Here is a 23331-nt window from a genome sequence, read left to right on the forward strand (position 1 = left end):
GCAATATTCATAACGCACTTCATAACAGGAAAGAGAGCATGTGGCAGAGTTACAGCAATGGCCTGCTGGTTGGGATGGGGTTAATCATGGCGATTGGCGCTCAAAATGCGTTTGTGCTTTCGCAAAGCCTGCGCCGCGAACATCATATTCCGGTCGCTCTGCTGTGCATTGTTTGCGATGCCGTGCTGGTGACTGCTGGCGTGTTTGGTTTGGCGAACCTGCTGGCTCAGAACCCCCTTCTATTGGCCATTGCTCGCTGGGGCGGGACTGCGTTTCTGCTTTGGTACGCAAGCCAGGCACTACGCCGTGCCTGGCGCCCTAACGCGCTTGAGGCAGGCGGTACGCCGCCACGCTCTCTTACTGCGGTCATACTGGCGACACTCGCGGTAACACTGCTCAACCCGCATGTTTATATTGATACCGTATTGCTGATCGGCTCACTCGGTGCTCAGCAATCTATTCCCGGCGCCTATGCCATGGGGGCTGCCAGTGGCTCAGCACTCTGGTTTACTGCCCTGGCACTAGGCGCTGCCTGGCTGGCGCCTTGGCTATCACGCCCCTTTACTTGGCGGCTAATCGATATTGGGGTTGCGATGATGATGTTGACGATTGCCATCCAACTGATGATGGGTGGGTTGTAACCCATCCATAGTATGAGAGTTTTAAACTTTTAACGTAGATTAATACCACTTTCTAAAATAAAAAATTTAACCACGCGCCAACTAATTTTCAATTTAAAGCTTAACTTTTATAAACACTTGAGTTCCTAAATCCCTGCTAGCTTTAAATGGCTTCCGTCTTTCATTACGGATAATGCTTTATTAACCGAGAAGGAGCCGACTGATGGTTATTAAAAATGCCAAGGAACTTTTCATTCATCTGCTTTCCGATACGAACAGTGCTGAAAAGCAGATAACTAAGGCGCTGCCCAAGATGGCCCGCGCAGCTGACGACCCTCAATTAGCCGACGCTTTCAAACACCACCTTGAAGAAACCCAAGGCCAGTTGGAGCGGCTTGAGAAAGTCGCGGATAGCCTGCCGGATATCCGTATCAAGCGAATCAAGTGCCACGCGATGGAAGGCTTGATTGAAGAAGGCCAGGAACTCATTGAAGCCACCGAGAAAGGCCCTGTACGAGATGCAGGCTTAATTGGCGCAGCGCAAAAAGTAGAGCACTACGAGATTGCGACATACGGCACTCTTTGCGCCCTTGCCGAGCAGTTAGGCTATACAGACGCTAAAAACATCCTGGCCGAAACACTTAAAGAAGAGAAATCGACAGACGACAAGCTAAGCAAACTGGCAGAAGCCAACGTTAACAAAAAAGCGGGTTAACGGCTGCTTGGCAAACGGGTCTCAATAGCTGGCTCACCCCCATTATTACGACTATCAGATATTATTCGTAGCAGGGGGAGCCAGCTATTAACGGAACTGCCCTGATGCTATTGATCGCCTATTGTGGGCGCATTATGTCGTAACGGCTCGCTCACATCCTCTCCTCACGATTCCCATTTTGATCTCTGCCTGCCCTGGTTTGGCCTTAGCCAACCCATAGTTGATGCTTGAGTTAACGCAAACAGGCTGATATCTTATCGATAATAACTATCATTAGCATAGGGAATTTCATCTCATGTGCAGCATGGAAAAAAGCACCTCGCGGGAGAAAACACCGCCACCACGTGAAGTGGAAAGTCGAGAGTTACTGGGGTCAGAAGGCCAGTTGGTGATTCATCACGAAAACCGGCGCTATCTGCTACGTTTTACCAAAAGCGGAAAACTTATTTTAACGGCTTAACAACTGACCGTTACGACCCCTTAGCATTTGCTATTAATACGTCCCAAGCTTAATGCCAGCCAGGTAGCCGACGCACCCAGCCAGCACCTATTACCTTCTTATTGTTGGAATGGTCTGGCCCATGAAACGCGCTTACTCGCTTTGCCCGCTTTATCTTACGTTTTGCCCTCTATTGGTAGCACCTGCCTTGGCGCAACCAGAGATTGAGCCTCACTCCTTTGATCCTGTCACTGTCACCGGTACACGAGTGCCCACGGATCTTTCCCGTGCCCCACTCATCATCGATATTATTGAGCGTGATGATGCAGTGTTGGCCACCGCGAGCCGAGTGGAAGACGTACTAAGCCGTCAGCCTGGCCTACACGTTGCAGGACAAGGGCGCCGCAACGGCCAAACGCTGAGCCTGCGTGGCTTTGGCCGCGAGGGCGTACTGGTCCGCCTGGATGGTGTTCGGCAAGATATTTCCACGGGTCATATCGGTAACTTTTTCCTTGATCCCGCCTTGATTCAACATGTCCAGATTGCCCGCGGAGCGCTCTCTAGCCTTTACGGTAGTAACGCGATGGGCGGTGTGGTTAGTTTTAACAGCGTAGATGCCGAGGACCTACTTGCGCCCGACGAGGAAAGCGGTGTACGGCTTTCTGTCGGTGGCGCAAGCGCCAGTGACGAGTTACGTGGCAGCCTTACCGCTTTTGGTCGTCGTGATACGTCAAATGGCCGCGTCGATGGTCTTCTCTCAATAGGCCGTAGCAAGTCCGGTGATATTCGTCGCGCCGGTGGCGAGATGGCCGATGAAGATGCCTCGCTCAACAGCCTGTTGCTAAAAGGTGGCTGGCAGCCAGATGACGATCAGCGGGTATTTGTTAGCTGGCAACATTACGACGAGCACACCACCCAACCCGCTAATCCGCAACAGCGTTCTACAGATGCCAGCAACCCACTGCGCGACCGCGACGTTCAGAGCAACAATGTGCAGCTCGGCCACCGCTGGCAGCCAGGTGCGGCTACCGAGATCACCTCACGACTCACCTTTAGCCAGCAAGATATTGATGAGCCAAGGGCCAGCCGCACTCTGGAGCGTGCGGGGCTGCAAAGCGACGGCTATCACCGAATGGAGCATGGCTGGCTTTCTCAAACGCTGGTATTTGGTGCTGAACTGGAGCAGGCCCGCCAACGTCCTGAAGGCGATGCGAATGGTTTCCCACATGCCAACATTGATACGCAAGCAGCCTACCTGGATACAACGCTCACCGCCGGCCGTTACCTGACGGAGGGCGGCGCGGGAGCATTCGACATTGGATTAGGCGCCCGCTATGACCGTTACGATGCCACCGGCCAAGGCGAGGCCAACAGCGTACATGACCAGATTTCCCCACGTTTTCGCGTTGCCTGGCGGCCCGACGACGCATTGATGCTATTTACCGGATACGCCGAGGCTTTCCGCGCTCCGAGCCTTTCTGAGCTATATGCTAATGAACGCCACTTTGCGGGGTTCTGTGCCGGGCCGTTCTTCTGTACGCCCGACAACTATTGGATACCCAACCCGGATCTTGTCCCTGAAACCAGTCATACCTGGGAGAGCGGCGTGGTTTGGCATCAGGGAGATTGGCAAGTGCGTGCCAGCTACTTTGATACCCGTGCCAATGACTTTATCGATACTCAGGTCGATATTATGGCAGGCACCACTCAAGCCGTGAACGTTCAACGCGCCCAGCTGTGGGGCTATGATGCCCGCATTTTCTGGCAGCCCAGCACTTTTTCTTTCCTTACCAGTTTTGCAGGCCTTTCCGAAGTCTCCGGCAAAGACCGCGACACCGGCGCGCCGCTAGGCAATCAAACGCCGCTGGAAGCGACCTTAGGCAGTGATATTGCACTGTACAACGGTAATGTTCGCCTGGGCTGGCAAGGTCGGTTTGCCCGTGATTTCGACAAACAGGGCGATGACGAGCGCTTGCCAGGCTACGGGCTACACGATGTACACCTGGCCTGGCGCCTTACCCCCGCCATTGATACCTCGCTACGCCTGGCCAACCTGGGCGATAAAGTGTGGTACCGCCCCGATGGCAGCTTAGGCGATGGGCGCAGCCTGTTCGCTACCCTCAACTGGCAGTGGTAATGCCACACCATGCACCCGATGGAGGTGAGCTCATGACGCAATCCCAACAGATCGCTATTCTGGAAGCCTTTGATGCTGCGCGTGAAGCACAGCCGCGCCTGCCCGCTATTGATATTGCCGAGCGCCTGGCCATTAGCGAAGGCGAGTTACAGGCGGCTCGCCTGGGGCGTGATGTATGGACACTGCCCCTGCCACCCAGTGAGATCGCAAGCTATCTGCCCACGCTTGGCCGCGTAAAATCGCTGACCCGCTCGCGCCTGGCCGTCCTTGAACAAACCGGGGACTATCCTGAACTGCGCGGCGGAGCCCAAACGGGACTACTGCTCGACCCCGGCGGTTTGGATCTTCGCTTGCTGTATTCCCACTGGCACTGGGTGTGCCTGATTCGCGATGCCATGCCTTCACAAGATGGCTCGGAGGAGTGGCGCTGGAGCCTGCAAATATTTAACCAGCATGGCTGCGCCGTGCACAAATGCTTTGCGCTGGAAACACCGCTTCCCAGCGCCTGGAACGCGTTAGCAGCACTCGGCACCCAGGACACTCCAGCGTTCACCCAGAGTGCACCACGCCTTAAACGCCCGCTTCCCAATGTCCCCGATCTTGCGAGCGAATGGGGAGCGATGCAGGACGTGCATCAATTCTTCGCTCTGCTGCAGCGCCATCGTCTGGAGCGTATTGAGGCCAACCAGCTGATGGAGGGCCACTATACCCGGGCGCTACCGGCTAACATACTGGAAAACCTGCTCCATCAGGCAAGCCAACACGCCTTGCCGCTCATGCTGTTTGTCGCCAGCCCCGGCTGCGTACAAATCCGCACGGGCACGCTGCCCACACCCCAGCGCGCACGGGGCTGGCTGAATCTGTTTGGCGATAGCTTTACCCTGCACCTGGACGACACCGCCATTGATCAGGTGTGGCAAGTGTCTAAACCCAATCGTGACGGAGGCGTCACCAGCATTGAAGCGTTTGACGCACAAGGCGCATTAGTCCTGCAAATATACGCCGAGCGCCGAGAGGGCAATCCCGAATCCAGCGCCTGGCGGCAGCTATTGAATGAGCTTAATCAGCGTGAGGCCGTGGCATGAAGCAGCCTGTTCGACTGCTGCCCGGCGTTTTGCTTGCGCTGTTGTTCAGCCTGGAAACGAGCGCCAGCGAACGTTGGGTTGTGCTGGGCGGCGATATTGCTGAAACGCTTTCGGCCTTGAAGGCTGACATTAATCTGGTCGCCCGCGACGATACGGTTCTCTATCCTGAGGCCCTGACAGCGCTGCCCTCCGTGGGTTATTTGCGCCAGCTCTCGGTCGAAAGCGTACTGTCGGTTCAGCCTGACCGTATCCTTGCCAATCAGCATACCGGCCCTAAAGAAGTGCTTGAACAGCTGAACGCTGTCGGCGTTACGCTGGATGTGGTTAGCGCACCCGCGACGCTAGAGGCCATTGCTGAAAAGGTTCGCGCGGTGGGTAGCTACACTGACCGGCATGAAAAAGCCAACGCTTTAGCGCAAGCCTTGACTGACAAGCTTGAATACCTAGCCGATTTGCCTCCCTTACCTTCAACCCGGGCGATGTTTATTCTCCAGCATAGCGGCTTAACGCCGCGCGCTGCCGGAAGCCAAACCGCGGCGCATACGGCACTTGAAGCCGTCGGGCTGGAAAACGCCTTTGCAACGATGGAGGGCTACCACAGTGTTGGCGCCGAGGCGTTGGTGCGCGAGGCACCTGAGCTGATCATTATGTCAGCGCGCGGTTTAGACGCCATGGGCGGCCCAACGGCCTTATGGCAATTACCCGGCATGGCACTTACTCCGGCAGGCCAAGCGCAGCGGTTAATCGTTATCGATGATCAGGCACTGCTGGGCTTTGGGCCACGTGCGCCCGACCAGCTGTTAGCCTTACGCCAGGATGTTGAAGCGCTGCTCAACGCCTCGCCCACTGCACTGGCTGCGCCGTAATGGTCAGCTTAACGGCTTATCGTCAGCGTACGATGCGACCGATGGGGCGCGCTCCACGAGTCCTTATCGGTTTAACGCTTGCGCTGTTACTTGCCTTGGCGTGGGGCGCGGCGTCGGGAGCATTAGGGCTCTCCCCATGGGCACTGCTAAGCGGCAATGCCGATACGCTCAGCACACAGGTTTGGTGGCAGCTGCGCTTACCGCGCTTGCTGCTGGGGGTTGCCGTAGGCGCCATGCTCGCAGGCAGCGGCGCTGCCATGCAGGGGCTATTTCGTAATCCTTTAGCCGACCCAACTCTGCTCGGCCTTGCCAGCGGTGCCGGGCTATTTGTGGCGCTATGGATCGTTATTTTTCAGGGTAGCGCCGTCAACAGCCTTTACGGCCAGTTTGCTGCTGGCTTTTTGGGCGCGCTGAGCGTATGTGTCATCGTGTTTGGCTTGGCCAAACGCCAGGGTGGGAGTGCCGCCGTTATGACCCTGCTGCTAGCGGGCCTGGCGATTAACACTCTGGCCGGCGCTGCGGGTGGCGTCCTTGCGTTTATCGCCAGCGATGAACAGCTGCGCCAACTGAGCCTGTGGGGCATGGGCACGCTAACCCATGCCTTATGGCGAACCACCGCTATCGCCTTGGTACTGATTAGCCTGGCACTGTGGATGCTAATGCGCAGTGCCAGCGAGCTTGACCTGCTTCAGCTAGGCGAAACCACGGCCCATGCGGCGGGGCTGGACGCCAACCGCCTCAAACGCCGCATTGTCGTGGCCACCTCACTTGGCGTCGGGCTTTGCGTAGCGCTCACCGGTGTCATTGGCTTTCTTGGCCTGCTGGTTCCCCACTGCCTACGGCTTTGGCTAGGGCCCGGACACAGGTTACTCCTGCCTGCCTCAATGCTGGGCGGGGCGCTGCTGTTAGTGGTCGCCGATACCCTGGCACGTACGCTAGGTGCACCTGCCGAGATCCCGGTCGGGCTGCTAACAAGCCTTTTGGGCGGGCCCTACTTCCTGTATCTGCTTATGCGCCGGAGCCCGTCATGCTGACTCTGCATCAAGCGGGGTTCACCTCGATTCCCGCACTAGCGCCTATCGATGGCGAGATCCACCCGGGCGAACTGCTCGCGATTGTAGGGCCTAATGGTGCGGGCAAGAGCACGCTGCTCAGCATGCTGTCAGGCTATCGCCGCTGCGAACAGGGCACCGTACAGTTGGATGGCCACTTGCTGCATGAATGGGAAGTCACCGCACTCGCCAGCCGACGTGCGCTTGTCGCTCAGCAGGAACCTGTCGGCTTCGATTGGCGAGTGGAAGAATTGGTGTGTCTGGGGAGCAACCCCGATAAAGCACTCATCGCCGAACTGCTCGATGACCTGGACCTCGTCCCGCTCGCCAAGCGCAGCGTGCTCTCGCTTTCGGGCGGCGAGCGCCAGCGAGTGATGATCGCCCGCGGCGCCTGCCAACTGCTCTCGCGGCGCTCGGACGCTGCCAGGGATGGCGGCCTACTTCTGCTGGATGAACCTACCAGCGCCTTGGATATCGGCCAGCAGCAGCGACTAATGCGTCAACTACGCACCTGGGCCACACGGCATCATATGGCCATCGTATGCGTCCTACATGACCTGAACCTGGCCGGCACTTACGCCGACTACGTTTGGTTACTGCAAAAGGGACAGCGTATAGCGCATGGTAAACCACATGACGTTCTCGTCCCCGCCAGCATTGCTGATGTGTACGAGGCAGAACTCCAGGCACTCACGAGCCAGACGACCTCTACCCCGCTACTGGCACTAATGCGTTAATGCGCGCTTGAAGAGCGTTAACCCGTTCTTAATACGGCGTAGTATGCTTAGCGTATCCACCTATTAGTGGGTCATCGCCTGACCTGGCGCATCGCCAAGCCCTGTTATCCATGAGAAACTGGATAAATGAACGAGAAACCACCCGTAAGCTCACCGCCAAAGCGCCCATCAAAAGAGCCCCTAACGCTAGTACGCGCCTTATGGGTAGGCCTTGCTGCGCTGAGTTTTGGGATTGGTGTTATCGGTATTTTCCTGCCCTTGCTGCCCACGACCGAGTTTATGCTGGGCGCCATATATTGCGCTTCCAAAGGCTCACCACGCTTTGAAGCGTGGATCCGTTCGCGGCGTTATGTTGGGCCTTTGATTAAAAACTGGGAGCGTGAGCGCGCTATTTCTAGACGCGCTAAATACATCGCGGTAAGCAGTATTTTTGCCAGCGCGATGATCCTGCTCTGGCATTTAGGCGAGGGCTGGTTACGCTGGGCTATCGTTGCGCTGCTGGCGTGCATCGCCTGCTGGCTCGCGACACGACCTGAACCGAGTGCGCGTGATTGAGATAACCGGAGGATACATGTCTAGAAGATATCCCGGATAAAACACTTTCCTTGATCTCGCAGGGAGACAAGTTTCCTCGAAATACCTACAAATGCTCTCTCGGTACCGCTTTAGTAATTTTGGTGTTGCAAGAAGGTTCACGTCGTCACCTCATACGGTGAAATAATAAGATTTTTTTGAGGTAACGAATCGCGGCAACTTCCTTCCGTTTTTATAGTCTTCAGCGCTCGCCAAGCCAACGCCACAATGATCAGACTTCAGCGTGCTCCTCTAGCAAACGAATCAACTCCGGCACCGCCATGGTCTGATCCTCCACACCGGCGTACAGCGCCGCTACCGCGCCGGCGACGCCTCTTGTCGTATTAAGCTCATCGGTCATGGTGTGGTAGTAGCCGAGATCTTTATGCGCGTTCGCCACGCTAAAGCGAAACCCCGAAGCATCGCCTGATTCAATAAAGGGACGTAACCGTTCCAGCACCACGCCGCCCCCGCCGCCCTTGGTCAAAACCTCCAGAAAAGCGTGGTCATCGATACCCGCCCGCAGGGAAGCCGCAGTCGCCTCGGCCAGTACGGCTGAAAAGCCCAACGACACGTAGTTATGCAGTAGCTTAAGGGTATGCCCTGAGCCTACGCCTCCCGCGTGGGTAATGACCTCAGCGAAACTCTCGAGTAGCGGACACAACGCTTCAAACAGCGTCTCGGATGCACCGACGATAAGGTTCAACCGCCCCTCCTCAGCTTCCTTGGGCGTGCGTGTCATCGCCGCATCGACCAGGTGGCCACCCGCTTCTTCTACCCTAGCGGCAACCTTAGCCGTGGAACTTGGCAACGAGGTAGAGCAGTCCACCACGATGGAGCCCTGGGCGAGCCCCTCCAGCACGCCATCCGGCTCAAACAGCACGGCCTCTACTTGGGGTGATCCCGTTACGCACAGCAATACCACGTCGGCTTTTTCGGCCACTTCCCACGCGCTTGAGCACGACACGGCGCCTGCCGCCAGTAGATCGTCCACGGGCTGGTTACCAGGGTGGTCCAGAAAGGCCAGGGAATACCCCGCGTTGAGAATGTTCTTGGCAATGCCGTGGCCCATTAACCCTACACCCACCATGCCGATGCGATGCTCTGTACGAACGGATTGATTCATGAATAAGCTCCTAGCCTAATGTAGTTACGATTGTGTTCTAGCCATGGCGAATGGCGACCGTTTTTATCCGAGTATAGCTGCGCAGCCCCTCGAAGCCTTTTTCCCGCCCGTACCCGGAGCGCCCGACACCGCCGAAAGGCAGTTCAATGCCGCCGCCCGCACCGTAGTTATTGATAAATACCTGGCCGCTACGAATGCCTCTCGCCAAGCGTAATTGGCGGCCACCGTCGCGCGTCCAGACACCGGCACACAGCCCGAAGTCGGTTGCATTGGCCAAGCGCAGCGCTTGTGCTTCATCGTCAAATATCTGAACGGCCAGCACGGGCCCAAACAGTTCTTCGCGCAGCACGTCATGATCATCGGGAATGTCGGTAAGCAGATGCGGGACGACGAAATGCCCGGCCGGTGAGGCGTTTTTAGCTAGCTGCCCTCTTGCCGCAACTCGAATACCGTCCGCTTCGGCCATGGCTAGCCGATTATCGAGCTGCGATTTTTGACGGGCATTGATCAGCGGGCCGCAGTCGGCATCTTCCTCGCCCGATGCACACTGTAGCGCCGAGAAACGCTCTATCAGACGATCCGTAAACGCTTTCGATATATCGCGCTGTATCAACAGGCGACTTCCCGCCGAGCAGGTTTGCCCGGCATTCTGGATAATCCCACGCACCACTGCGTCGAAAGCCGCATCTAGATCGGCATCTTCAAAGACAATCTGCGGCGACTTGCCACCCAGCTCTAGCGTGACGGGCACATGATGCTTTGCCGCCGCTTGGGTTACATGGGTACCGGTCTCAGGAGAACCGGTGAATGAGAGATGATCAATACCCGGATGCGCAGCCAGGGCGGCTGTCACGCAGCGGCCAAATATCTGTGACGGGTAATTCCAGGGAATAATCTGCGCGCAAACACCATACGGCTCACGCAACGTCATGACGGTGTAGCCCTCTTCATAAGGTAGGGTCTCGCCATGTAATTTATCGGCGCCACCGCCGTAAAAGCGAAAGTAATGCGCGCAGGCTTTAATATCCGCGCGCGCTTGGGTTAAGGGCTTTCCAGTGTCCAGGCATTCTAAAGCCGATAAATGCTCATGGTTGGCCTCGATGGCATCAGCAAAGTCAAATAGCCAGGCGCTGCGTTGGCGGGCACTCCATTGCGCCCACTCTCCTAGCTCACCTGAAAAGGCGCGCCGCGCTGTGGCGACGGCATCATCGACATGCTCGGGCGTGCAGCGGGCGATATGCGTGACGACTTCGCCACGAGCGGGCGCCTCTACGGGTAGCGTCGCACCGGAATCAACCCAGATATTGCCTATTAGCGCCGCCTGGGGTGGAAATTCGGGCAAATCAATCATCAACAGACTCCTAGCCATACAGTAGGTCAACCAAGCCCATGGAGATCCAGGGCATATAGGTAATTGCCATCAGACACGTCAGCACCACCAGCACAAAGCGAACCAGCCAAGGCAGCATCTGATCAATGGAAATCTTCGCCACTGCACACGCGGCAAACAGGTTTACGCCCAGCGGCGGAGTAATCATTCCCAAGGCTAAATTAACCACCATGATCAGTCCGAAATGTACCGGATGAACGCCAAACTGCATGGCGATCGGCGTAAGGATCGGGGCCAGTACCAGGATCGCCGCGCCGGTCTCGATAAACATCCCCACCACAAGCAGCAGGGCGTTGACGGCCAGCAAAAAAGCCCAGGGGCTTTCGAACATCGCCGTGACTCCAGCGGCGACTTGGGCGGGAAGGCCGGAACGGCTAATCAGGAAACTAAACAGAGCGGCCGCTGAGATAATCAGCATCACCGCAGCGGTAGACACAACGCTTTGACGCAGTACGGGGATTAGGTCGACCAGCTTAAGCTCGCGGTAGCAAGCACCGACCACCAAGGCATAAAACACCGCCACCGCCGAGGCTTCAGTGGGCGTAAAAATCCCGCCATAGATGCCGCCGATGACCACCACCGGCATCAGCATCGCCGCCCAGGCGCGCTGGAAGGCCGTCGTAAAGCGAGTGCGGTCATTGCGATCTTGAAGACCAAAACCGCGCAGCTTGCAGAAAATATAAACAAAGACCAGCAGCGCACCACCAACCAATAACCCCGGACCAATGCCTGCAATGAACAGCTGGCCAATCGAGGTATTGGTACTTACCCCAAATAGAATCAAGGGAATAGAGGGCGGAATCAGCACCCCCAGCTCTGCCGATGAAGCCTGGATGGAGGCAGCCAAGGGTTTGGGATAGCCGTGCTTGACCATTGCTGGAATAAGAATCGCACCGATAGCAAAGGTCGTCGCCACACTGGAGCCTGATACTGCCGCAAACATCATGCAGGTCAGTACGCAGGTCATCGCCAACCCGCCCTGAACGCCACCCACGATTGACTTGGCCAGATCAACCAGTCGGCTAGAGATACCACCGGCCGCCATCAGGTTGCCCGCCAAGATGAAAAAAGGAATCGCCATCAGCGGGAAGTTATCCAGCCCTACAAACAGCTGTTGAGGCACCATCATCAAGGGAAAGCGCGAAAAAAACTCAATGCCGATGATCGATGCCAGCAGAATGGAGATTGCGATCGGCACGCCGGTGGCGAACAAAATCAACAGAGAAAGACCAATGGCTAAGTTCATAAGCGCGGCTCACTCGGGGTAGCAGGCGGCATGCCGGACGTTGCTGCAGCCTCTTGCTCGACTGTCTCATCATGCATTGGCCCTAAAGTTTCAAGACCGCAACTTTGGGCCAGCAGCCGCGCAATAACGGCCAGCATCGCAAAGGCACTGCCCACTGGAATAGCCGCATATGCCCAGGACATCGAGACCTCAAGCGCGGACAGCGTCTGATTGCTAACCCGCTGGGTCATTTGGATGCCGTAGAATACCAATACAGAGAGCACCAGAAGACAGCACAGACCGATAAACCATTCAAGCGCCAGCAGGGTGGGCTTGGGCACGAGCTTGTAGATAACCTCTACGGCCATCATAAAGCCGCCGCGGAACGTGGCGGCAGAAGCCATAAACACACACCAGATCATCGTCGCCCGTGACAACGTCTCCGACCACGTCGAGGGCGCATTGAAGAGAAATCGTGTAAGCACTTGATAGAATCCCAACGACACTGAAACGATCAACATCAAAATAGCAATCGCCAGCGCTAACCGAGTCAACACATGTTCGACACGCAGAAACCAGGACACCATAAATCACCTCACCCCGTCAGGTTATGGGCAAGTGGCGCCCAGAGGGCGCCACGGGATGGGTTCAGCAGCTACTGTTACGAATGCGCTCTAGCATCTCCTCGCCATACTGCTCAATAAAGTCAGCATGAACGGCCTCTACTGCCTCTTGGAACGGTGCTGGATCAATATTATCCGTGACCGTCATACCCTGCTCTTGCAGGAAAGCCACGCCCTCCTCTTCCAAACGTGAAACCTCAGCGCGGGTAGCTTCGGTAGCAGCTTGAGCGGCCTCATTAAACCATTCACGCTCCTCCTCGCTCAGCCCATCAATTAGCACCGGTGAGCCGAGCACAATGGCAGGCGAGTAAACATGGCCGGTCAGCGATAGTTGATCCTGGACCTCATAGAGGTTCGCAGCCACAATCACCGTAATGGGGTTTTCCTGACCGTCCACCGTACCCTGCTGCAGGGCGGTAAACAGCTCCGGCATGGCCATGGGCGTCGGGCTGGCCCCTAGCCCTTCAAAGGCCTGCTGGTGAATACGGTTCTCCATGGTGCGAATTTTTAAGCCGCTAACGTCTTCTGGCTTTTCAATGGCTTTTTGGCTGTTGGTGATATGGCGGAAACCGTTTTCCGACCAGGAGAGGCCGACCAGGTCGTGGTCGCCCATCTTATCGAGCAGTTCCTGACCGATCTCTCCGTCAAGTACGCAGCGGGCTTGTTCGTAACTGGTGAACAAAAACGGTAGATCGAGAACATAGGTCTCGGGGACAAAGTTACCCAAGGGTCCGGAAGAGGTGATCACTATATCGACGGTGCCGATCTGCAGCCCTTCAATCATGGCCCGCTCTCCGCCAAGCGAACCACTGGGATGATCCGTCACGGTAAAAGCACCATCAGAAAGGCTTTCAAGCGTCTCTTTAAAGGCGCGGGAACCAGCGCCATAGTGGGAGTCGCTGGAAATGGCGTAGCCCACGCTTACCTCTGTAGCGGCCTGAGCCTGAAATGCCAAGCCGGCCAGAGCCAGCGTGGTAGCGGTGCCAATAGCGGTCGCAAGCGTACGCCGAGCGAAACGAGTGGTCATGGTAATACTCCTGATTGTATTTATTAGTAAGAATGATGGGGAGTAATCGCCCCTTATTGCTCGCCCGCCAGGCAGGCGAAGATCCATTAGCGATGCTCTGCCACATAGGCATCGATAATCTGTTTGAAATCTCGGTCCCCGACAAAACCCAGCTGGTTCGCTTTAGCAGTTTCAAAGCGCGCGGGCCAGCTTGCCACCAAGGGTTCGATACGCGGGTCTGGCTCATGACGTACACGCGCCACCGCTTCTGCGCCCGCCACCTCACGCAACGCCTCGAGCATTTCGGAAACATCGGTCGTGATGCCCGGCAGTATAAATGCGCGAAACTTACCCAACGCTTCTTCCTGCACTTCGGCGCCATGTATCAACGCTTCGATCACCTTATCCGGCGACATAACGAAAAGCGCCTGATCCAACGGTACGGGACAAATGGCCTCCTCCCCGCTTAAGGGCTCGCGCAAAATGCTGGACGCAAAGCTCGACGCCGCAGCATTCGGCCGCCCAGGACGAATCACAATGGTCGGCAAACGCAGTACCCTGCCGTCAATCAGGCCGCGTCGGCTGTAGTCGTTGATGAGAAGCTCACACATTGCTTTTTGCGTGCCATAGGATGTTTGCGGCTGCGAAGCCGTCATGTCATCCAGCACATCAGGCAGATCCCCGCCGTAAGCCGCCACGGAGCTTGCCATGACTAAGCGTGTCTTATTCAACTGCCGGGCACGGCAACCTTCCAGCAAGGCGCGAGTAGCATCAAAATTGACCGCCATGCCTAGGTCCAGATCAGCCTCAGCCGCGGAGCTTACGACCGCAGCCAAGTGGAAGATGACATCGGGCTTTCGATCAAGCGCACTGCCCAGCGCATCTGGAGCAGTAATATCCACAGCATCGTTGCGGATCGTTATATCAGGCGCGTCGGGTACGGCAGCCTGGGTTTGATCGACCAGCGTTAAGTGGGTGATCGGCTGACCGCACAGCTCTTTGCGGCTAATCAGTCGATGTAAAAGACGCTGTCCCAAAAACCCAGCGGCGCCCGTGATTAAGATATGCATGATTAAGGTGTCCTCGCTTTATTGTAGGTTGTTAGCGTTTGAGACCATGTTTTGGCTACTCGATCATGAGTGAAGCCCATAATGTCGACCCCAGCCCAGACCTTGGCGCGTATCGCTGGCCGGCCTGTATTCGCAGCCAACCCAACCGCTATAGCCCAGCGCTTCAAGCCTGGCAAATAGTGCCGGATAGTTGATCTCGCCAACATCGGGCTCGTGCCGTTCCGGCACTCCCGCCACTTGCACATGGCCGATAGCGCTAAACTGGTGTTCAAGATGGCGAATGAGGTCCCCCTCCATGATCTGACAGTGGTAGAGATCAAACTGCAGCTTCAGATTGCTCGCCCCCAGCGCTTTCAATACCGTCAAGGCTTGCGCTTGTCCCGACAAGAAGTAATGGGGCATATCACGGGTATTGATGGGCTCGATCAATATGCCCTTGCCCAGCTTGGCGGCCTCAGTAGCAGCGTAGTGCAGGTTACGTAGGTAAGTAGCCTGATGATCGGCTAGGGTCGTCGCATCGGCATCCTCAGGTAGTAATCCCGCCATGGCGTGAACGTGTGGGCAGTTAAGCGTCTCAGCATAATGTAGCGCCTCGATAACCGAATCACGAAACTCGGCTTCGCGCCCAGGCAGACTGGCAAGCCCTCTTTCACCTTTTTCCCAATCACCCGGCGGCAAGTTAAACAACACTTGTTCCAACTGTGTTTCGTCAAGCGCTTGGCGTAGCTCTGCAGCGCTATAGGTGTAGGGGAACAGGTATTCAACCCCTTTAAACCCCGCATCAGCCGCCGCTGAAAAGCGGTCCATAAAATCGTGCTCGTTAAACAGCATACTGAGGTTGGCGGCTAATCGAATCATGGTGTATCGGTGCCTCTTTATTTTTATCGCAATGCGGGCTAATCCCGAGGAAACCGCGCCTCAAGCTCCGCGACCTGTTCAGGCGTTAGCCCCCGTGGGTTTTCGCCGCGCAGTAGCAGAAACAGTTTGGCCGTTTCTTCAAGCTCTTCGGTGGCGTACACCGCCGCTTCCAGATTCTTGCCTGCCACTACCGGGCCGTGGTTGGCAAGCAGCACAGCGCTGTGTTTACCCGCTAGGCCCCGTACCGCTTCGCCCAGTTTTGGGTCACCGGGGATGTGATAGGGCACAAGCGGCAGTTTGCCCACCCGCATGACATAGTAGGCGGTGAGCGGCGGAATGCAGTCGCAGGGGTTTACGTCCGGCAAACACGAGACCGCCACCGAGTGAGTAGAGTGAAGGTGTACAATAGCGCCCGACTGAGGGCGCTCTGCATACATCGCCATATGCAGGAACTGTTCTTTAGTAGGTTTATCACCACCAAGTAGCTGGCCGTTATCATCCAGATGGGAGATTCGCGCCGGGTCCAGCCGCCCCAGGCAGGCGTTGGTGGGCGTCATCAGCCAGCCACCGTCATCCAGGCGCACGCTAATGTTGCCGCTGGACCCCATGGTCAGCCCGCGATCAAACAGCGAGTTGCCTAGCGTGCTGATCTGCTCGCGCAGGCTGTTTTGATGATGGTGGCGTAAGTGGACGCTCATGCCAACACCTCAAAGGCTCGGGTAAAGAAATCGACACCGCCAAAGTTGCCCGACTTCAGCGCCAGCGAGAGCGGCGCTTCACGACCTTCCAGCGGAGCCTGGGTCCAGGGCACGCCGGGATCAATCTGCTCGCCAATACGTAGGGTGGAAATTCCCAGCGCCGAGACCACGGCCCCTGAGGTTTCGCCCCCGGCGACCAGCAACTGACCAACGCCTTCATTAACCAGCGTTACCGCCAATTGGCTCAGTGCCTCTTCGACCAGCGCCCCCGCACGCGCAACACCCAATGCTTGCTGGGCAGCGCTGACTTTCTCTTGATCCGCCGAGGCGTAAATCAATACCGGAGTCTGTTCTGATAGCCGCTGTCGCGCAAAGACCAGCGCCTGCTCCAACTGCCGGTCACTTTCGGCAAGCGACAAAGGGTCTAGCGCAAAACCGCTGTTAGGATGGCAAGCCAGAAAATCGGCTACTTGTGCCAGGGTTGCTGTAGCACAGCTCCCGGACAGCACCAACACGCTGCCTGATGCAGGCTGTAAACGCCCCGGTTCCGTAATGGGCTTAAGCCAGCCTTGGGCACGGTACTGGGCGGGTAAAGCCTGCCCCAAGCCGGAGCCACCGGTCACCAACGGCATCAGCACGGTAGCTTCTGCCAATATATCCAGATTCTGCTCATCAAGCGTGTCGCAAATCACATGGCGAGTGCCCTGCTCGGCAAGTGCGGATAAGTGACCACAAGCGGCGCTGGCGCCTTGGGACAATACCGAGTGACTGAGCAAGCCTACCGGGTGGGTTGTTTGACGGGATAAGACCCGCACCAGATCGGCGTCCTGCATCGGGCTGAGTGGATGATACTGCATACCGCTATCGTTAAGCAGGCGATCACCCACAAACAGGTGGCCCTGATAAACCGTACGCCCGTTGACCGGAAATGCCGGTACCATCACCGTTTGAGAGGCGTCCAGGCGATCCAGTAGCGCATCGGCCACGGGCCCGATATTGCCTTTATCCGTAGAATCGAAAGTAGAGCAGTATTTAAAGAATAGCTGTCGGGCACCCTGCCCATGCAGCCACTCAAGAGCTGCGAGAGAATCCGTGATGGCTTCATCAACCGGGCAGGAGCGCGATTTCAAAGCTACCACTACGGCATCAACGTCCTGGAGATCAATCGTCTCCTGCGGCACGCCGATCACCTGTAAGCAGCGCATACCGCCGCGCACCAAGTTATTGGCAAGATCGGTTGCCCCGGTAAAGTCGTCGGCAATAGCTCCAAGGACTATGCTTCCAAGGGCTATCTTTTCAAGGGCTATGCTCTGCACTGTGCTCATGATTAGGTTTCCTGAGCATCGTTAGCCGCTTCAGGCAACGTAATGCCTGATAGCCGCTGGTAGACTTTGATAATCGCAGAATCATCCTCTCGACCAAAACCTGCCCCACTGGCCGAGGTAAACTGCTGCAACGCGCTGGCGGCAACCGGCGTCGCCATCGAAAGCTCGCGCCCGGTCTGGTGCACGATATTGAGGTCTTTAATAAAGATATCCACCGCTGAAAGCGGCGTGTAGTCACCTTTGAGAATATGGGGTACACGATTCTCGAACATCCAGGAGTTGCCCGCCGAGTGAGTAATCACCTCAAAGATATCCTCGGGATCAAGTCCCATCCGAATACCCAACGCCATGGCTTCAGCGGCGGTCGCGATATGTACGCCTGCCAACAGCTGATTGACTAGCTTCATACTGGACCCCACGCCGGGGTCATCGCCCAGGCGATAAACCTTGGCGGCCATGCCATCAAGCACGTCACTTGCGTAGCTAAATGCCTCCGCGGCGCCCGATGCCATAACTGATAGCTCACCGCTTTTGGCTTTTGCAGCACCGCCGCTAATCGGTGCGTCCAGCATCATCAATCCCTCTGCTGCCACGCGCTCACCAAGCTGTTTCGCCTGACTGGGCGCCACCGTGGCGCACTGTATAATCAGGCTGCTTGGCGCTAGATGGCCCACCACGCCCTGCTCACCAAACAACACCTGCTCAACCTGGCTACTGTTGACGACCACTACCAGCACAATATGACAGTGAGCAAGCTCCATCGGCGTTGCCACACTCTTGCCCCCAGCTGCTATAAAGGCATCGCGTGCCTCAACGGCAATATCACATCCAGTTACGTTAAATCCTTGGTGATGTAAGGCAGTAGCGGTGCCCATTCCCATCGCACCGAGGCCAATAACGCCTACTTGACGTGATTGCTTATCGTGTTGACTCACCGGTCGACACCTCGCTGTTGTTGTATGAATTGCTGGCGTTACGATGCCTTACTTTTCCCTTGAATCTGTTCTGATTGTTCACCTTAACAAGGGAAATGGTAGCGCTGTCATGATAGCGCTACCATTACTTCTAGATTACTCTCAACGTATCGACAAGTTGAACATCAAGGACGTGCGACTAATGTCTAAAGACCTCTCGACCGCTAACAAGTCACGCCGTCGCTCCGATAAAATCACGCTCAGTCAGGTGGCGCAGGCCGCAGGGGTTTCCCCGATTACGGCATCGCGGGCACTGAACCACCCCGACAAGGTGAGCGACAGTACCCGCCAAAGCGTTTTGGAAAGCGTAGAGCGTCTGGGCTATGTGCCCAACCTGGTGGCGGGTAGCCTAGCTTCTTCCCGCTCCCGGCTGATTGCCGTTATCGTGCCGTCGCTGATCAACAGTGTATTTGTGGAAGTCATCAAAGGCTTGCAGGAAACACTAGAAGCGCAGGGGTATCAGATCCTGCTCGGCAATACTGATTACGACCTGGACCGTGAGTATCAACTGGTGCGTACGTTTTTAGGCTGGTCATGTTCGGCTTTGGTCACCGCCGGGCTACGCCATAACAATGCGTGTCGGACGCTATTAGCTAACTGGGGCCATCCGATTATGGAAGTGATGGAGCTCGGTAAAGGCATAGATCTCAACGTGGGGCTGGATCATTTAGCTGCCGGCCGGTGCATGGCCAGCCATCTTATCGACAGAGGCTACCAGCGAATTGTGTATGTTGGCGCGCGGCTCTCCCACGATTATCGCGCGGGAATGCGCTACCTAGGGCATAAAGAAGCATTGGAGGAAAAGGGGCTTGAAGCCCCCTTGCTAGAACTGGACACTTTGGGCAGCCTGCAGGCGGGCGCGGAAAGCCTAGCCCAGGTTTTGAAAGGCTACCCCGCCACGCAGGCCATCCATTTTGCCAACGATGATCTTGCCGCAGGTGCCTTGCTGGCCGCCCAACGCCAAGATCTTCTTGTGCCAGATGATATTGCCATTGCAGGCTTCAACGGCTTACCGTTAGGTCAACATATCACGCCGAAACTCACTACCATTCTCTCCCCACGCGAAGACATGGGCCGTCTGGCCGCACAGGAGCTCATTCGCAGACTTCGCGGTAAACATGTTTATCGCCGACAACACGATGTAGGCTTCACGCTTCAAATCGGTGAAAGTACATAAGAGACCGCAAAACATTTTCGCTAACTCCAAGCCCCGCCCACGCGTTTTTTCCCGCCAGGCGTTTCAACTTCGGGCTTTTAAGGGATTGCCATGCTGCCGGACTACTCCATTATCGCTTGGCTATTGATCGGATTTTCGGTGTATCTGACGGGCGTCTCAAAAGGCGGCTTTGCTGGTGGTTTTGGCACGCTTTCGGTGCCGCTGATGGCACTGGTGATTAGCCCCACGCAGGCCGCAGGCCTATTGCTGCCGTTGCTGCTGGTAATGGACGTATTGGCAGTGAAAGCATGGTGGGGCAAGCATGACATGGCCGAAGTATGGCGATTTTTGCCAGGGCTCTTCGTCGGTGTTGCGGTTGGCACACTGCTCTTTGGCAGCCTGAGCGAACAGGGCGTTCGCCTGGTATTGGGTGCGATCTCAGTGGTGTTTGCTGCGTATATGCTGTTAAAGCCATTGGCCGCCAAGCCTATCTCAACGCATTGGGCGCTGCCTGCCGCCAGCGTGTGTGGCTTCACAAGCTTTGTTGCCCATGCAGGCGCCCCACCACTCAATCTTTACCTACTGCCACGAAAACTGCCTAAAGAGACCTTTATCGCCACCTGCGTTGTCACCTTTACAGCGGTTAACGTGATTAAACTGGGCCCGTACCTGTGGCTTGGTGAAATCAATATGACCAGTGCTTGGGCATCGCTACTCCTGGTGCCGGTCGCTTGGGTAGGCGTGCGCAGCGGCCTTTGGCTACAAAGCCGAGTTAATGAGCAGTGGTTTTATCGCCTGGTTATACTGGCCATGTTCCTGGTGGGTGTTAATCTGATTTGGCAGGCGTTGGCGCCTTAAAAGATAAACGTCTCCCCATACAATTATCTGCGTAGGGTATCTTTACAACTGATAACCTGGTAGCGGCCAGGTTCGCCAATCAAGCCTCTGCCACCCTTCAAGGCTCGCGACCTCAGCCAGCACGGGGTCGGGATTAACCACCACGGGGCAATCGACATATTGCAGAAGCGGTAAATCGTTGCGGGAGTCTGAGTAGAACATAGTGTGGCTGGGGGTAATCTGGTGCTCCGTTAGCCACTGCTGTAAGCGCAGCACTTTACCGCCGCGGTAAGAGAAAATGCCCTCACTCTCACCGGTATAACGCGCTTCTTCTGCCTCTTTATCAATACTTAGATCCACCGCCAGCACGTGGGCAATTCCCAGCATGTTGGCAATGGGCGCGACCAAGTGGCGTGACGAGGCAGAAATCAACACTAACGTATCGCCCGCCTGACGATGAGCCGCCAGGCAGGCCAAGGCTTGAGCGAATATACGCGGCTGGATATGCGTCGCAACAAAACGCTCTACTTCTTTTTCGACGTCAGTCACGAGCCTGTTCTTAAGCGGCGCCAGCGTCATCGCCAGGTACTCTTCCAGCTTTAATTGACCCGCATGATAAGCCTGCTGCATCTGCTCAGCCCGGGCGAGAAAGGTCTCGGCGCTGCTGATCCAACCCTGCTCGAACATCCATAAATTCCAGCGGTCGCTACAATCTCCATCCAAGAGAGTATCATCAAGGTCAAACAAGGCCAGCCGCATAAAGCACTCCTATCGTCGCGGATTGACGGCGCGTAGGATATGCCACGAATCATGGCAAAAAGATGACAACCGCAAGCCATTCGTTGTTACTCACCCGCTGTACAAGCGCTGTTCATTGCATCAGCATGGAAGACGTCGACGCCTACGGGGTATATGATTAACGAAAGTACTGACAGCCGCTGCCCGCTACGCTGACAACACACAAGGAGATTATCCCATGACGGGCCCTTTAGTATCAGTCGATACGCTCTACATAACACTGACTGATGAACTGCCAGCGTTTTTGAGCCAATCACTTTTACAGTGCAAGAGCCTACCAACGCTACCGTCTGTAGCGCTTAAAGTGCTTGATATAGCCCGTTCATCAAGTTCAACCTTGAGCGATTACGCCAAAGCGATTGAGCACGATCCAGCGTTAACACTGCGCCTCATTGCGCTCGCGAATAGCGCCTATTACACGCGCTCAGCGCCACCTGTTCAAACCTGTATTGAAGCCATGCAGCGCCTTGGTATAAACGCAACGCTGCCCGTTATATTAGGGTTTAGTTTGTTTCAAGAAGCGCCTAATCGTCATCAGGCTTGGCAACGCACCATCACTGCGGCCCTGGTAGCCCGCTATTTGGCTGAGCAGCTATGCCCTGACGAAAGTGGCAGCATATTTACACAGGCGCTACTACAGGATATTGGCATATTAGCGTTACAGGCAGCCTACCCTGAAGAAGCCGACAAACTCTATACCGATACTTCCTTATCGCATGCTGAGATAACGCAAGCAGAGCAACGCTGCTTTGGCTGCGACCATACACTGGTTGGCGCTTGGCTAGCCTCTAAATGGGGAATGTCCAATCACGCGGCAATGGCCATACGCCAAAGCCATGAAAGCTTTTTAGTCAGTGATAAAGCACTTCTCTGCCTTCGTTTGTCAGGACCCATTGCCGATGCCTGGCTATCCAACAACCCAGCATCTCAACTAGCGGCCTTGTTATATCAACTCAAGACCGTTAGCTATGCCGATACGCTGCAGCTCGACGAAGTGCTTTATAATGTTCAGCATCAGACCAGCCTGATTGCCAACGTGATGAACATGAATACGCCCATAGAGGTCGATAGCACGGCCCTGTTGGCGGAAGCTCATCAACTGCTCTTTCAGCACACGCTGACGCTTGGTTCTCAACTAGAAGCCCAAAAACAAGCGTTAATCTCATTGCGCTACCCCAATGACAACACCAGTCCCAAAGAGCGTATCCGACGGGATGCTTCTCTTGATGCCAAGCGATCAGGGCTAGTACGCAAGCATAAAAAATAGATAAACCGCATTTTGACCCATGCTAAAAAAACAGGCCGTGATTAAGCGACCTGTTTTTTAAGTATATTGTTATTTTCACCCTTATCTTTTCTCGTCGACGAAACATTTCAAATAAACAGCAATAAAATAAAGCATTAGATATCAGCGATCGATAAAAGTGGGCCTAATTGAAGTTGATTTTAACCGCTACGTGATCATAAAAGTGTATTCATAAAGAAGCAGCGGCTCGCGCGGCCTGATCATAAAGACCTGACATGGCGCGCAAAATACCTGCCACGCGGCTGATTTCGGCCCGTTCAATTCCCATGGAAGCGAGTGAGTCAATCAAGCATGTTTCTCGTATTTCAGCATAACGGCTACACACACCGCCTCCTTGTTCAGTTGTACTGAAATACGTCTCTTTACCCTGCTTTTCGCCTATCACCAAGCCAAGTTTGGTTAGCTTTTTAAGCGCGTAAGTAACGGTATGCGTATCTTCCACGTTAAGTACCAGGCAGATATCAGATTGGCGCTTGGCTCTCCCTCGATGGTTCACCCGATGCAACACCAGGACATCCAGAGCGCTCAATTCAGGGTATCCGGTCGCCGCCATGCAACGCACCATCCAACGATTAAACGCATGGCTCGAAATAATAACGCCAAATTCAAATTCCGAGAGTTCGTGAGCCTTATGAGATAAGTGCTCCGAAGAGACGATCGGCTCTCGACTACTGACTACTGTCTGGCTTGATTCTGTCATCGCTAACATATCCAT

At 55.6% G+C, this 23331-nt stretch carries 24 protein-coding genes; 12 read left to right on the top strand and 12 right to left on the bottom strand.

The window, feature by feature from the left end:
* The first annotated feature begins 38 nt into the window (after nt 1-38).
* From ACT3T7_RS06845 to ACT3T7_RS06885, 9 genes are all read left to right on the top strand, one after another.
* Nucleotides 39-641 (top strand): LysE/ArgO family amino acid transporter, encoded by a 603-nt coding sequence (locus tag ACT3T7_RS06845; RefSeq protein WP_172117861.1) that lies wholly within the window; start codon nt 39-41, stop codon nt 639-641.
* A gap of 202 nt (nt 642-843) precedes the next feature.
* The gene (locus ACT3T7_RS06850) at nt 844-1335 is read left to right on the top strand and encodes a YciE/YciF ferroxidase family protein (protein WP_444627101.1); all 492 of its coding nucleotides are present in this window, start codon (nt 844-846) and stop codon (nt 1333-1335) included.
* A gap of 295 nt (nt 1336-1630) precedes the next feature.
* On the top strand, nt 1631-1795 hold the full coding sequence (hemP, locus tag ACT3T7_RS06855) for a hemin uptake protein HemP (RefSeq protein WP_193054698.1): 165 nt from the start codon (nt 1631-1633) through the stop codon (nt 1793-1795).
* Nucleotides 1796-1916: 121 nt separating this feature from the next.
* Nucleotides 1917-3911, top strand: coding sequence for a TonB-dependent receptor domain-containing protein (locus ACT3T7_RS06860; protein WP_444630448.1), 1995 nt, complete (start codon nt 1917-1919; stop codon nt 3909-3911).
* A 32-nt stretch (nt 3912-3943) separates the two neighbouring features.
* A complete protein-coding gene (locus tag ACT3T7_RS06865) occupies nt 3944-4996 on the top strand; it encodes a ChuX/HutX family heme-like substrate-binding protein (RefSeq protein ID WP_444630449.1) in 1053 nt (350 codons plus the stop codon).
* On the top strand, nt 4993-5862 hold the full coding sequence (locus ACT3T7_RS06870) for a heme/hemin ABC transporter substrate-binding protein (RefSeq protein WP_444630450.1): 870 nt from the start codon (nt 4993-4995) through the stop codon (nt 5860-5862). Before ACT3T7_RS06865 ends, ACT3T7_RS06870 begins: the two co-directional genes overlap by 4 nt.
* Nucleotides 5862-6896: a FecCD family ABC transporter permease gene (locus ACT3T7_RS06875; protein WP_444630451.1), complete on the top strand. Its 1035-nt coding sequence runs from the start codon at nt 5862-5864 to the stop codon at nt 6894-6896. Before ACT3T7_RS06870 ends, ACT3T7_RS06875 begins: the two co-directional genes overlap by 1 nt.
* The gene (locus ACT3T7_RS06880) at nt 6890-7651 is read left to right on the top strand and encodes an ATP-binding cassette domain-containing protein (RefSeq protein ID WP_444630452.1); all 762 of its coding nucleotides are present in this window, start codon (nt 6890-6892) and stop codon (nt 7649-7651) included. The genes ACT3T7_RS06875 and ACT3T7_RS06880 overlap by 7 nt, the downstream gene beginning before the upstream one ends.
* 126 nt (nt 7652-7777) lie before the next feature.
* A complete protein-coding gene (locus ACT3T7_RS06885) occupies nt 7778-8206 on the top strand; it encodes a YbaN family protein (protein ID WP_444630453.1) in 429 nt (142 codons plus the stop codon).
* 250 nt (nt 8207-8456) lie between these two features.
* Here the strand turns inward: ACT3T7_RS06885 and ACT3T7_RS06890 are convergent, their stop codons facing one another.
* From ACT3T7_RS06890 to ltnD, 10 genes are all read right to left on the bottom strand, one after another.
* The gene (locus ACT3T7_RS06890) at nt 8457-9350 is read right to left on the bottom strand and encodes an NAD(P)-dependent oxidoreductase (RefSeq protein ID WP_444630454.1); all 894 of its coding nucleotides are present in this window, start codon (nt 9348-9350) and stop codon (nt 8457-8459) included.
* A 37-nt stretch (nt 9351-9387) separates the two neighbouring features.
* On the bottom strand, nt 9388-10701 hold the full coding sequence (locus ACT3T7_RS06895) for an aldehyde dehydrogenase family protein (protein ID WP_444630455.1): 1314 nt from the start codon (nt 10699-10701) through the stop codon (nt 9388-9390).
* Nucleotides 10702-10711: 10 nt separating this feature from the next.
* A complete protein-coding gene (locus tag ACT3T7_RS06900) occupies nt 10712-11986 on the bottom strand; it encodes a TRAP transporter large permease (protein ID WP_444630456.1) in 1275 nt (424 codons plus the stop codon).
* Complete coding sequence (locus ACT3T7_RS06905; RefSeq protein ID WP_444630457.1) at nt 11983-12552, bottom strand: TRAP transporter small permease; 570 nt, start codon at nt 12550-12552, stop codon at nt 11983-11985. Before ACT3T7_RS06905 ends, ACT3T7_RS06900 begins: the two co-directional genes overlap by 4 nt.
* Before the next feature lie 61 nt (nt 12553-12613).
* A complete protein-coding gene (locus ACT3T7_RS06910) occupies nt 12614-13615 on the bottom strand; it encodes a TRAP transporter substrate-binding protein (protein ID WP_193053373.1) in 1002 nt (333 codons plus the stop codon).
* Between the two features lie 86 nt (nt 13616-13701).
* Complete coding sequence (gene denD, locus ACT3T7_RS06915; RefSeq protein ID WP_444630458.1) at nt 13702-14664, bottom strand: D-erythronate dehydrogenase; 963 nt, start codon at nt 14662-14664, stop codon at nt 13702-13704.
* Between the two features lie 63 nt (nt 14665-14727).
* Nucleotides 14728-15522, bottom strand: coding sequence for a 2-oxo-tetronate isomerase (gene otnI / locus ACT3T7_RS06920; protein ID WP_444630459.1), 795 nt, complete (start codon nt 15520-15522; stop codon nt 14728-14730).
* Between the two features lie 38 nt (nt 15523-15560).
* Nucleotides 15561-16220, bottom strand: a complete 660-nt coding sequence (gene otnC, locus ACT3T7_RS06925; RefSeq protein WP_444630460.1) for a 3-oxo-tetronate 4-phosphate decarboxylase — start codon at nt 16218-16220, stop codon at nt 15561-15563.
* The gene (otnK, locus tag ACT3T7_RS06930) at nt 16217-17545 is read right to left on the bottom strand and encodes a 3-oxo-tetronate kinase (RefSeq protein ID WP_444630461.1); all 1329 of its coding nucleotides are present in this window, start codon (nt 17543-17545) and stop codon (nt 16217-16219) included. Before otnK ends, otnC begins: the two co-directional genes overlap by 4 nt.
* Before the next feature lie 2 nt (nt 17546-17547).
* Nucleotides 17548-18480 (bottom strand): L-threonate dehydrogenase, encoded by a 933-nt coding sequence (ltnD, locus tag ACT3T7_RS06935; protein ID WP_444630462.1) that lies wholly within the window; start codon nt 18478-18480, stop codon nt 17548-17550.
* A 181-nt stretch (nt 18481-18661) separates the two neighbouring features.
* Here ltnD and ACT3T7_RS06940 point away from each other — a divergent pair, with 181 nt between their 5' ends.
* Nucleotides 18662-19696 (top strand): LacI family DNA-binding transcriptional regulator, encoded by a 1035-nt coding sequence (locus ACT3T7_RS06940; RefSeq protein WP_444630463.1) that lies wholly within the window; start codon nt 18662-18664, stop codon nt 19694-19696.
* Between the two features lie 90 nt (nt 19697-19786).
* Nucleotides 19787-20533 (top strand): sulfite exporter TauE/SafE family protein, encoded by a 747-nt coding sequence (locus tag ACT3T7_RS06945; protein WP_444630464.1) that lies wholly within the window; start codon nt 19787-19789, stop codon nt 20531-20533.
* A gap of 42 nt (nt 20534-20575) precedes the next feature.
* On the opposite strand, the gene ACT3T7_RS06950 is transcribed toward ACT3T7_RS06945, so the two are convergent.
* The gene (locus ACT3T7_RS06950; RefSeq protein ID WP_444630465.1) at nt 20576-21271 is read right to left on the bottom strand and encodes an HAD family hydrolase; all 696 of its coding nucleotides are present in this window, start codon (nt 21269-21271) and stop codon (nt 20576-20578) included.
* A 217-nt stretch (nt 21272-21488) separates the two neighbouring features.
* Here ACT3T7_RS06950 and ACT3T7_RS06955 point away from each other — a divergent pair, with 217 nt between their 5' ends.
* Nucleotides 21489-22577, top strand: a complete 1089-nt coding sequence (locus ACT3T7_RS06955) for an HDOD domain-containing protein (protein ID WP_444630466.1) — start codon at nt 21489-21491, stop codon at nt 22575-22577.
* Between the two features lie 208 nt (nt 22578-22785).
* Here ACT3T7_RS06955 and ACT3T7_RS06960 read toward each other — a convergent pair whose 3' ends face one another.
* Nucleotides 22786-23316, bottom strand: coding sequence for a winged helix DNA-binding protein (locus ACT3T7_RS06960; RefSeq protein WP_172117830.1), 531 nt, complete (start codon nt 23314-23316; stop codon nt 22786-22788).
* Nucleotides 23317-23331: the final 15 nt, after the last annotated feature.

Source organism: Halomonas sp. 111, assembly GCF_052379685.1.
Classification (GTDB): Bacteria; Pseudomonadota; Gammaproteobacteria; order Pseudomonadales; family Halomonadaceae; genus Vreelandella; species Vreelandella citrativorans.